We start from the raw sequence: 12,046 nt of genomic DNA, 5'->3' as shown, positions 1-12,046 counted from the left end.
CGTTAGGGTGTGGGAGAGTAGGTCGCCGCCGACATTCAACGTTTGTTGTGGGCCCCCGCCGGAAGGCGGGGGCCCACATTTTTATGCCTTTTTTGGGCCAGCTTCGCTGTCTGGGCCGACTCTCTGCGCCCGGCCGGCGGCGCGGGCACGGAGTTGTCCACCTCGGGCCGTGGTTGTCCACAGAACTGCCGGCCATCTGGTTCGGCCGGCTCCAGGAGCGCACTCTCGATCTCGCGGGATCACCAGCGAGCAAGGAGAGAGATGCACGAGACCTACACCACCGTTGTCGGCAACATCGCCACGCGAGTGGATCTGCGCAACCTTCAGGACGGCACGGTTCTTGCGAGCTTTCGGGTGGCCACCACCGAGCGGAGGCGGGATCGCGACACGGGATCGTGGCGCGACGGCGAGAGCCTCTATCTGCACGTCACCTGCTGGCGGGCGCTCGCCGAGAACGTGCACCGCTCGCTCGGGGTGGGCGACCCGGTCATCATCCACGGCAAGTTGTTCACCCGCAGCTGGGAGAAGGACGGCAAGCGCCAGAGTGCCGTCGAGATGGAAGGCCACACGGTAGGCCCCGACCTCGCCCGTTCCACGGCCGTGGTCACCCGTCCTTCGCGGGCCGGCGGCGCCGGTGCCGTGGCTGCCGCAGGCGAGCCGGCTAACGGTCCGCAATCCGGCGCCACGGCGGGAGGCGCCGGTGCCCGCCCACCGGATTCGGCCGGCGCCGAGGCAGGGTGGGAGCCACAGCCGGGTGCGCCGCATGCCCGTGGACCTGCAACGACAGGCAGCGGTTTTCCTGCCGCGCGGCCTGCGCCGCTGGAGGCGGGCGTGGGGGCCTGAGGTGGACGGAACTACCATCGTTGACGTGGCGGAGTTCATCTACAGCATGCAGAAGGTCCGGAAGGCCCACGGCGACAAGGTCATCCTCGACAACGTGACGTTGAACTTCCTGCCGGGCGCGAAAATCGGCGTGGTGGGGCCGAACGGCGCGGGGAAGTCGACCGTTTTGAAGATCATGGCCGGCCTGGAACAACCCAACAACGGCGACGCCATGTTGGCGCCCGGTGCCACTGTCGGCATCCTTCAACAGGAGCCGCCGCTCAATGAGGAGAAGACGGTCCTCGGCAACGTCGAGGAAGGGCTGGGCGAGATCAAGCAACAGCTCGACCGGTACAACGAGATCGCCGAGCTGATGGCCACCGACTACTCCGATGCGCTGATGGAGGAGATGGGCCAGCTCCAGGAGATTCTCGATCACAACGATGCCTGGGAGCTCGACTCCCAGCTCGAGCAGGCGATGGACGCGCTCCGGTGCCCGCCACCGGACGCTCCGGTCACTCAGCTCTCCGGTGGCGAGCGCCGCCGCGTGGCGCTGTGCAAGCTGCTGCTGAGCAAGCCCGATCTCCTGTTGCTCGACGAGCCCACCAACCACCTCGACGCCGAGAGCGTGTTGTGGCTCGAGCAGCACCTGGCCAGCTACGCCGGCGCGATCCTGGCGGTCACGCACGACCGGTACTTCCTCGACAACGTCGCTGAGTGGATCCTCGAGCTCGACCGCGGGCGCACGTACCCGTACGAGGGCAACTACTCGACGTACCTCGAGAAGAAGGCCGAGCGCGTCGCTGTTCAAGGCCGCAAGGACGCCAAGCTGCAGAAGCGGTTGGTGGAGGAGCTCGCCTGGGTGCGCTCCGGTGCCAAGGCTCGGCAGGCCAAGAGCCGGGCCCGGCTCCAGCGCTACGAGGAGATGGCGGCGGAGGCCGACAAGTACCGCAAGCTCGACTTCGAGGAGATCCAGATCCCGCCAGGCCCGCGGCTGGGCAATGTCGTCGTCGAGGTCGACCACCTGGACAAGGGCTTCGACGGTCGCGTGCTCATCAAGGACCTGTCGTTCTCCCTGCCTCGCAACGGCATCGTCGGCGTCATCGGCCCCAACGGGGTCGGCAAGACCACGCTCTTCAAGACGATCGTCGGCCTGGAGAAGCCCGACTCGGGCGACGTGCGGGTCGGCGAGACGGTGCGCCTGTCGTACGTCGACCAGAACCGTGCGGGCATCGACCCGAAGAAGAACGTGTGGGAGGTCGTGTCCGATGGGCTCGACCACATCAAGGTCGGCCAGGTCGAGATGCCCTCACGGGCGTACGTTGCGGCGTTCGGCTTCAAGGGGCCGGATCAGCAGAAGCCCGCAGGTGTCCTGTCCGGCGGTGAGCGCAACCGGTTGAACCTGGCGCTCACGCTCAAGCAGGGCGGCAACCTGATCCTGCTCGACGAGCCCACCAACGACCTCGACGTCGAGACGCTGTCGTCGCTGGAGAACGCGCTCGAGCAGTTCCCCGGGTGTGCAGTGGTCATCTCGCACGACCGGTGGTTCCTCGACCGTGTGGTCACCCACATCCTCGCGTGGGAGGGCACCGACGAGAACCCGGCGTCGTGGTTCTGGTTCGAGGGCAACTTCGAGGCGTATGAGAAGAACAAGGTCGATCGTCTCGGAGCCGATGCCGCGCGTCCCCACAGAGTGACCCACCGTAAGCTCACGCGCGACTGAACGCTTAGGCTCACCCGGCTGGTGGATCAGGATCAGCCGGGTGGCATCAGGAGGTCACGTGGGGTTGCCTGGCGGAGTTGCCAAAGCTGGAAAGCCCGACCTCCTCGCGGTTGCCTCCTCACTCCGATGGGTCCGGCCGGACCTCACCGCGGCGCTCGCCGACCACGTGCTCGAATGGGCTTCCCTGGTCGGCGAGCGGGACCTGTGGCTCACCGCTGCAGGCTGGGCGTTGAACGCGCGCCTGGCCACCGGCGACGGGCGCACGATGGCGTCCGACATCGTGGAGGAACTTCCCCGGTGGGGCGCGGCGCCCCTGGCGGGCCTGTCGGCTCATCGACTGCGCGTGGAGTTGGCGCTTGCGGCAGGCCGGGTGGGCGAACGGGACCTCGCGCGGAGCCTCGTCGCGCCGGTCACCGCGGACGCCACCACACCGGAGGCACAGGCCGATGCGTTCTGCGTCCTCGCCCGGTGCGCGGTGGACGACGCTCCCGACCTCGTCGCCGACGCGCTGCGCCGAGCCGAGCAGGCATGGTCACAGGTGGAGGCTCCGTACGGGGAGATCGGTGCTGCATCCGTGGCCCTGATCAGGGCCGCAGCCCAGCGCGCGGCCGACCGGCCCGACACCGCGGTCGAGCACGCGGCTGAGGGGCTCGCCCGCTTGGAGCGCAGCCGCGGATCGGACACGCCGGGCACACCGTCGGCGCACCTCGCCGCGGCCTTGGCAGCGGAGTGGATCTCGGCACTGCTCGACGCCGGTCGCGTCGACGAGGCCCGCGAGGGTTGCGTGCCGCTGATGCCGAGGCTCTCCGAGCCCGCGCGGCCCAGTAGGCACCTCGCTCGCCTCCGGCTGACGGTTGCCAGAACGGTCACGACCGGCGGCGTCGAGCTGAACACCGTCGAGGCACTGGAGCAGGCTGCACGCGATGCCGCCGACAGTGATGTGCCGGACCTCGAGGCGGTATGCCGTTCTGCCCTCGCTGTCGTGCAGGCGAAAGCAGGGCGGTCGGTCGCGGCGCAGGAGGCGATGCGGCTCGGTGACGCCGCCGAAGTCCGCGACAGCGACCGCACCGGAAGGCTCCGTGCCACGCTCGCCGCTCTTCCGGCAGCGACGCTGTCGGCCGACGAACCCGCGAAGGCGGAAGAGGGCGGCCGGAGCGCCGGCCACGACGGGGCCGTCCACCCGACGGACCCGCTGAACGACGACCTGCCCGGCGAGTGGACGGCCGGATGGAATGACGCTTCCGCCGAGTGCCCCATCGGCGACCTGCTGTTCCGGAGTCTCCGGTCCGGTCCGAACGGAACCGGGCACGGTGAGGAGGACGTGGCTGAGAGCGACCCGTTGGGAGCGGTCTGGTCCGACAGCAGCAGGCCTGGCGACAGTTGGCTGGAGGGTGACTGGGCGGGCGAGAGCACACCGCCCACCTCCAACGGCCGGCGCGACAGCCGTCACGACGGCTGGCCGGAAGACCACGAGCCGGCACGCGCGGATTCGCCGTCGAACGGCTCTGGCGCGGATCTGATCGCAGGCAGCCGACGCGGGAGCCGGGACCGGGCGCAGGCGGAACAGGACAGTGACACCCGCCGGACCAGCGCGGATTCGTCGAGCGGGCCGGGTAGGGATCTTTTCGCCTTCGGCCGTCGTGCGGGCCTGGGCCGGTCGGAGCGCGATCCGCGGCAGGACGACAAGCCCACTGGCGCGGGCGATGACCTGTTCGAACCCGGCGGCCGCGCGCGGGGCAGGTCGAGTGTCGACCCGCAGGACGACCAGGCAACCGGTGCCGACCACGTGATCGATCGCGCGGGGCCCCGGCGCAACGGCAGCCCGCGCACTGAGAACGGCCTGCGCGCTGAGGACCCGCTGACGGGGTTGGACCGGGTGAGCGGTGGCTCGAACGGCGCCGGGCGCAACTGGTCGAGGTTCGACCGTCGGACGGGTGCGGATCGTGTGAACGGTCGATCGGGCCGAGTTCGGTCCGACGAGCCGGACGACGGGATGCTGACCAGCGCGGAGTGGTTGGCGGGCGCCTCGCGCAAGGAGTTCGGCGCCGGCACCGCAGGCAGTGGTCCATCAGACGCCGAGGACGAGCGGCCGTTCAGCGCCGACCGTCCGGCGGGGGGCCTGAATGGAGGCGCGCGCGGCGATGCCGGTCGACGTGACCGCGGCCGGCTGGAGCACAACTCGCTGACCGCGGAGGACTGGCTGACCGGCCGGTCGAGCAGTGGCGTGCGGCGCAATGGCCGGGGAAGCGCACGGCCGGGCCGCGACCGCCAGGACGAGCAGCCGCCGACCGGTGCGTCGAACGGGCGCTCGCTCCGGAACGGCTTGGCCAACGTCCGTCGCATCGGCAGGGACAGCCGCGATCGGCCGCACGACGACTCGCTGACCGGTGTGGACTGGCTCGCGGCCGGTCCTCGTCGGGACGAACTCGGGGCCGGTGGCCACTCGGGCGGCGACCGGCACCATGACGCGCCGCTGACCGGTGCGGACTGGCTGGCAGGCGACCTGCATGGGGACGTGTTCGGCACGAGCGGCCGCCGCGGCGGGAGGTCGGATGACGATCTTCTGCGCGGCGATCGGGGCGGCGCCGACAGCCGTTCCGACGGGACTCATTCCTCCGACGAGCGGGAGCGGCCCACGAACGGTACGTCGGGCTCGTGGTCGCGCCGGAGGGACGGCGGCGGCCGTGGCGCCGATCGGGCGTCGCGCGGCCTCGGTCGTTCGCGCGATGACCAGGGCGCGGACGCCTCTGGTGGGCGTGGCCGACGTGACGAGCCCGGGCCTGGACGTGCCGACGCCCCGCGCAACGGGCGGCGCAAGCACCGGCTGGACGATCCCTGGGCGACCGGGCAGTGGTCGATCGTGCCGAGCGCCGACGAGCAGGGCGGGGGCGTTCGGAAAGGTCGCCGGAACAGCGGCTCGGACGCGGGATCGGCCGCCACCCCGCCCGCACCGGAGCGCGAGCCCGCCGTTTCCGCCGTCGCGAACCCCGAGTCCTGGCTGAGCGCTGCGCTTGCCGATCTGGAACGCATCCGGAAACGGCCGAATCCCGCCGACGCGGCGCGGGCGCCTGGCGCTCCGGACGTCGAGGGGAGCGTCGTCGCGATCGACGTCGTCAGGGACGGTCGCCGCTTCGCCGGCAAGCGCGCCGCTGCCGTCGTCCGGTCCCTGGCCGACCGGCTGATCGACAGATTGCCGCCCGGCGCCCGGGTCCGGTTCGACGAGGCGGACGCGCTATCCGTGGTGCTCTCGGGATGGGAGCACGGCGATGCCGTGGCCTGGATGCATCGGACGCTGCCCGGACTGCTGTCCGGCGTCACCACCGGCGAGGACATGCCGGGGGCGCACCTGCGGGCCGCGGTGCACGGCGCGGACGGCCCCGTCGGTGCGCAGATCATGCAGCGCCTGGACAGCGTCCCCAGCAGGTCGGCGATGCCCGAGCGGAAGCACGCCGACCGGGCGGGAAACGGCCGCAGTGCCCACGGGACCTGGGGTGATCTCGGCGCAGCGGCCCGCTCCGCGGCGCGCGACACCGGCACGGTGAACGGCTCGTCACGGCGGCGCTCCCGCGAGAGCAGCCCCGGCCGCACCCGGGACGGCGACCGGGGCGAACCCAGCGACTTACCGAGAAACGGTGCACCGGCTGCCCATTCGCTGCAGGACTCTCGGCGGGAGGACTCCGGCGACGGGCCGGGGAAGGGTGCGTCTGCGACCCGCTCGACGCGCAACGCCGGGCGGGAGAAGCCCAGCGATGCGCCGGGAAACACTCGCCACACCGGGCGTGATGACGTCGGTGACGGGCCGGAGCCCGGTGGCCGGGTGGTTCGTTCCACACACGCTGCTCGCGATGCCGACCACGAGGACTCCGGCGACGCGACGGCGGAGGGCACAGCACGGTCCGGGTCGAAGCAGGGCGGTGCTCTCCGCGGGGCCTCGATCCGGACGTCCGCGCGAGATGGCTCGCCGATGGACGCGGCGTCAGATGAGTCCTTCTCGCCGGGGGGCACTGATGTCCGAGCCTCCGCGGCGGGTGTGAATGAGCCCTCGGGCGCTCGGCCGCAGCGTGCGGGGCGGGAGTTCGGCTCGTCGACGGAGAGCGGTCCGGATGCGAGTGAGTCTTCGGCCGGGCGTTCCCGGGGGAAGAGTGCGTCCGGCGTCGGCGCGAAGAACGGTGCCGGTCGGCGTTCCGGGGCCGTGGCCCGGAATGGTTCTGCGCGAGATGCCGATCCCGCTGCGTCGTCACGCGCGCGCGGCCCGGGAGAAGGCTCGCGGTCAGCGGACACGTCCTCGGATGACGCCGGGGAACGGGACTCGGGTAGCGAGCCGGGGGCGGGTGGCCGGCACGAGGCCGATGGCCGCACGCCGTTCCGCGCGGCCGGGGAGGCGGGCGCCGAGGGCAACCGGCACCGCCGCAACGGCACGGAGAACCCGTCCCGACCGGCGCAGGAGGAGACCCGGTCGACGGAGGGTCTCGGGATCGCGGACCTCCTCGCGGGCGCCCTCGCTGCCTACCGGGGCATCTGAGCATGTGGCTGACCAGGCGCGTTCCCAACAGGCGGGAGCTGTCGTAGGGGCAACCGGCCATTAGGCCGACGGGGCTAGGGTGGCAAGGTCGGCATGGGGGAACCCCGTGGTGACCGGCCTGAAAGCCTGGCCGCCGTCGATCTCCGGAGTTGCCTGTGACGAGCCGGACCCGTGAACGGGACTCAGTTCCCGCGCCGGACCCCGAGCTGACCGACCTGGGGGCGCTCTACGCCCGCCACGCCCCTGACCTGGAGCGGGGCGATCATCTGCCTCTGCTGCGGGCCGCCGCTCGCGGGCACCTCCAGCTCGCCCGGCTACGGGCCCGTGGCGAGCCGCTGATCCGCGTTCGTGCCCCTGAGCCCGCCCCGGACTCCAGCGGCCAGGTGGGGCTCGTGGTGGAGATCGTCACCGACGACATGCCCTTCCTGGTGGAGTCACTGCTGGCCGGCGTCGGCCGGGTGGGCGGCGATGTGCAGCGGCTGATCCACCCCATCGTCGTCGTGCGCCGCACCGACGAGGGCAAGTTGACGGAGGTCCTGACCGAGGCCGACCCGGCCGCTCCGCCACCGGGTGCGCTCGTGGAGTCGTGGATCCATCTCGACCTGACCCCCGCCCAGATCGACTCTGTGGAGTTGGAGCGCGAGCTCGGCCGGGTGCTGCGCGACGTGCGTGAGGTGGTCGACGACGTCGAGCCCATGGCCGCCAAGGCGAGAGAGGTTGCCGACGCGCTGCCCGCGCAGCCTGCCGTACCCGGCGGGACGGACCCGTCCGACGTCGCGGAGCTGCTGCGCTGGCTCGCCGACGACCACTTCACGTTCCTCGGCTACCGCTGCTACACGGTGCCGGAGGACTCCGGGGAGCTGCGGGCTGTCCCCGAGTCCGGGCTGGGCGTGCTGCGGAGCGAGAAGGGGATCACCGAGACCTTCACCCCCCGGGTCGACCTGGGGGACGGCCCCGGCGACGTCCTGGTGCTCACGCGCGCCAACGCGCTGAGCCCGCTGCGGCCCGTGCACCCGTACTACCTGGCCGTGCGCACCGTCGACGCCGACGGACGGCTCGTCGGCGAGCACCGCTTCCTCGGCATGCTCACGGTCGCGGCGCTGTACGAGAGCGTCCTCGACATTCCGGTCATCGAGCGCAGGGTGCGCAACGCCATCCGCCGCGCCGGGTTCCCGCTGGAGTCCTACTCCGGTCAGCAGATGCTCGAGGTGATCTCCGGGCTGCCGCGGGAGGAGCTGTTCAGCGCGAGCGAGCAGCGCCTGCACGACACAGCGGTGGGTGTGCTCGCCGTGGCCGGGCGGCGGGCAGTGCGGCTGTTCCTGCGGCCCGACCCCTACCGGCGGTTCATCTCCTGCCTCGTCTACCTGCCCCGCGACCGCTACACGCCCGCGTCCCGGCTCCGGATGGCCGACGTGCTGCAACGCAGCCTCGGTGGGCGCAGCGTGGACCAGAACGCCCGCGTCTCGGAGTCGAACCTCGCGCTCGTGCACTTCACGGTGCACACGGATACGAACGCGTCGGGCTTCGGTGACGTCGACGTGCAGGCGCTGCAGGACGAGCTGACCGAGGCCGCCCGCACGTGGGACGACCGGTTGCTCAGCCAGCCCGGGGCAGCGGATTTCGCCGCTCTCCTGCCCGGCGTGCCGGAGCCCTACAAGGCGGCCGTGGCACCGCAGCACGCCGTCGAGGATCTGCGCCGGGTCGCCGCACTGGCCGGTCCCGGCGCGTTCGATGTGCGCCTCTACACGGCGCAGGGTCCGTCGACCGGGAGCGTGGACCGGCGGTTCAGCCTCTATCTCGCAGGGGCGCCCGCCACGCTGACCTCGGTGCTGCCGCTGCTGCAGCAACTCGGTGTGGAGGTGCTCGACGAGCGCCCGTCGGAGTTCGTCCGGGCCGACGGGTTGCGCTGCTGGCTCTACGACTTCGGGCTCCAGGTCGACGACGCCACGAGCGCTGTGCTGGCCGAGCGCACCGAGGAGGCGATCGAACGCGGTTTCTCCATGGCGTTCAGCGCTGCGTGGCGCGGTGACGCCGAGACCGACAGGTTCTCCGCGCTCGTGTTGCGAGCCGGGCTGCCGTGGCGTGAGGTCGCCGTGCTGCGCGCCTACGCCCGCTACGCCCGGCAGCTCGGCTCGCCCTACGGGGCGCAGTACATGGCCGACACGCTGCTCGCGCAGCCTGACGTGGCGCGGGCCCTCCTCGCGCTGTTCCGGGCCCGCTTCGACCCGGCTCTCGACGACCGCGAGCGGGAGATGGATGCAGCGCTCACCGAGGTGCGGGGCCTGATCGACGCCGTCACGGGCCTCGACGCCGACCGCATCCTGCGCTCCTACCTGGCGATGATCAGCGCCACGCTGCGCACCAACTGGTTTCGCGAGCGTCCCTTCTTCTCGTTCAAGATCGATCCGACCGCGGTGCCCGACATGCCGGCGCCACGGCCGAGGTTCGAGATCTTCGTGTACTCGCCGCGGATGGAGGGCGTTCACCTGCGATTCGGGCCGGTCGCCCGGGGCGGTCTGCGCTACTCCGACCGTCCGCAGGACTACCGCACCGAGATCCTGGGTCTGGTCAAGGCACAGGCGGTCAAGAACGCGGTGATCGTGCCGGTCGGGGCCAAGGGCGGCTTCATCGTGCGCCGGGCCGACCCCGGCCCCGACGAGGTCGAGTACTGCTACCGCACCTTCATCTCCGGCCTGCTCGACCTGACCGACAACCTGGTCAGCCACGAGGGCAAGCCGAGCGTCACGATCCCGCCGACCGGTGTGGTCCGCCATGACGCGGACGACTCGTACCTCGTGGTCGCGGCCGACAAGGGCACGGCCAGGTTCTCCGACACGGCCAACGAGGTGGCCGCGTCCTACGGCTTCTGGCTGGGCGACGCGTTCGCCTCCGGTGGGTCGGTCGGCTACGACCACAAGGCGATGGGCATCACGGCGAAGGGCGCGTGGGAGAGCGTCAAGCGCCACTTCCGTGAGCTCGGGATCGACACGCAGACCCAGGAGTTCACCGTCGTCGGCGTCGGCGACATGTCCGGCGACGTCTTCGGCAACGGGATGCTGCTGTCGCCGCACATCCGGCTGCTCGCGGCCTTCGACCACCGGCACGTCTTCGTCGACCCGTCCCCCGACGCGGAGCGGAGCTTCGCCGAGCGGGAGCGGATGTTCGCGCTGCCGCGGTCGTCGTGGGACGACTACGACCGCTCGGTGATCAGCGCGGGTGGCGGGGTCTGGCCCCGATCGGCGAAGTCCGTTCCTGTCGGGCCGGAGATCCGGGCTGCGCTGGGGCTCGCCGAGGACGTGTCGAGGCTGAGCCCGCCGGAGCTGATCGCGGCGATCCTGCGCGCCCCGGCCGACCTGCTGTGGAACGGCGGGATCGGCACGTATGTGAAGGCGACCGACGAGTCGAACGCCGACGCGGGGGACAAGGCGAACGACGCCGTGCGGGCCGACGCCGCCGAGCTGCGCGTGAAGGTGGTGGGCGAGGGCGGCAACCTCGGGCTGACCCAGCGCGGGCGCATCGAGTTCGCCCGCCGCGGGGGCAAGATCAACACCGACGCGATCGACAACTCGGCAGGCGTCGACTGCTCCGACCACGAGGTCAACATCAAGATCCTGCTCGACCGGCTCGTCGCAGCGGGAGAGCTGGACAAGACCGGTCGGGACACACTGCTCGTCGAGATGACCGACGAGGTGCTGGATCTCGTGCTGCACGACAACCGCGACCAGAACGCGGTGCTGGGCATCGCGCGGGCGCACGCCGCGGCGATGGTCAACGTGCACGGCAGGCTCACCAGCGACCTTGCGGTACGTCACGGGCTGGACCGGAAGCTCGAGGTGCTGCCCGACAAGAGGGGCTTCGCCGCGCTCGAGGCCGCGAGCGCGGGACTGACCAGCCCGGAGCTCGCCACGCTGCTCGCGCACACCAAGCTCGACCTGACCACCCAGGTGCTGGCCACGGACCTTCCCGACAGCGTGACGTTCGCCGCCCGGCTCCCGGAGTACTTCCCGCACCCGCTGCGCAGCCGTTTCCCCGCGGCGATCACCGGCCACCCGCTGCGGCGGGAGATCGTGACCACGCAGCTGGTCAACGAGATGGTCGACGGCGCAGGCATCACCTACGCGTTCCGCCTCGGCGAAGAGCTCTCGGCCGACGCCGCCGACGCCGTGCGTGCCTACGCCGTGGTCACCACCGTGTTCGACCTGCCCGAGCTGTGGGAGGCCGTGCGCGCACCGGAGATCCCCACGGCGGTGTCGGATCAGATCGTGCTGGAGACGCGGCGGCTGCTCGACCGGGCGTCGCGCTGGTTCCTCACCAACCGGCCGCAGCCGCTGGCCGTCGCCTCGGAGACCGCGCGCTTCGCCGCCACGGTGCGGGAGCTGCGCGCCGAGCTGCCGCGGCTGATGCGCGGGCGGGAGCTTCTCGCCGTCGAGAAGCGGTCGGCGGAGCTGCGGTCGGCCGGGGTGCCCGGGGACCTCGCGTTGCGGGCGGCGGCGCTGATGTACGGCTACGGGATGCTCGACGTCGTCGAGCTGACCGAGCTGGCGGAGCGCGACCGGGAGCCGCGCGAGCCCCACGAGGTGGCAGCCCTGTACCTCGGCCTGTCCGAGCACCTGGGCATCGACGTGGCTCTGACCTCGGTCTCCGCGCTGGAACGCGGCGACCGCTGGCACGCGCTGGCGCGGCTCGCGCTGCGTGACGACCTGTACGCGTCGCTGCGGGCGATCACCCTCGACGGCCTGCGCGAGGCGGCGCCGGGCACTCCGGTGGATGCGGCCATCGCGCAGTGGGAGAAGGCGAACGCCTCCCGGTTGGTGCGGGCGAGGGCGGCGTTGCACGAGGTCGGCACGGCGGGGCAGCTCGACCTCGCGACCCTCTCGGTGATCTCCCGGCAGCTGCGCGGGCTCGCTCGCTGAACCATTCATCGGCCGGACGGATCGGGCACCCTGGGTGCCCGGCCGTCCGGACCGTCCTGAAAGGGT

General features: G+C 71.6%; 4 protein-coding genes. All 4 read left to right on the top strand.

Features of this window, described 5'->3' with window-relative positions; translation table 11 throughout:
• Positions 1-261: 261 nt before the first annotated feature.
• The 4 genes from ssb to MMF94_RS33145 all read left to right on the top strand — a co-directional run bounded on the left by ssb (position 262) and on the right by MMF94_RS33145 (position 11,980).
• Positions 262-843: a single-stranded DNA-binding protein gene (gene ssb / locus MMF94_RS33160; protein ID WP_241041388.1), complete on the top strand. Its 582-nt coding sequence runs from the start codon at positions 262-264 to the stop codon at positions 841-843.
• Between the two features lie 25 nt (positions 844-868).
• Positions 869-2,545: an energy-dependent translational throttle protein EttA gene (gene ettA, locus MMF94_RS33155; RefSeq protein WP_241041387.1), complete on the top strand. Its 1,677-nt coding sequence runs from the start codon at positions 869-871 to the stop codon at positions 2,543-2,545.
• 58 nt (positions 2,546-2,603) lie between these two features.
• On the top strand, positions 2,604-7,067 hold the full coding sequence (locus tag MMF94_RS33150) for a hypothetical protein (protein WP_241041386.1): 4,464 nt from the start codon (positions 2,604-2,606) through the stop codon (positions 7,065-7,067).
• Between the two features lie 155 nt (positions 7,068-7,222).
• Positions 7,223-11,980, top strand: coding sequence for an NAD-glutamate dehydrogenase (locus MMF94_RS33145; protein ID WP_241041385.1), 4,758 nt, complete (start codon positions 7,223-7,225; stop codon positions 11,978-11,980).
• Positions 11,981-12,046: the final 66 nt, after the last annotated feature.

This window comes from Pseudonocardia alaniniphila (assembly GCF_022524485.1).
Classification (GTDB): Bacteria; Actinomycetota; Actinomycetes; order Mycobacteriales; family Pseudonocardiaceae; genus Pseudonocardia; species Pseudonocardia alaniniphila.
The sequence above is the reverse complement of the archived record's forward strand: the minus strand, read 5'-3'. Positions and strand labels throughout refer to the sequence as shown.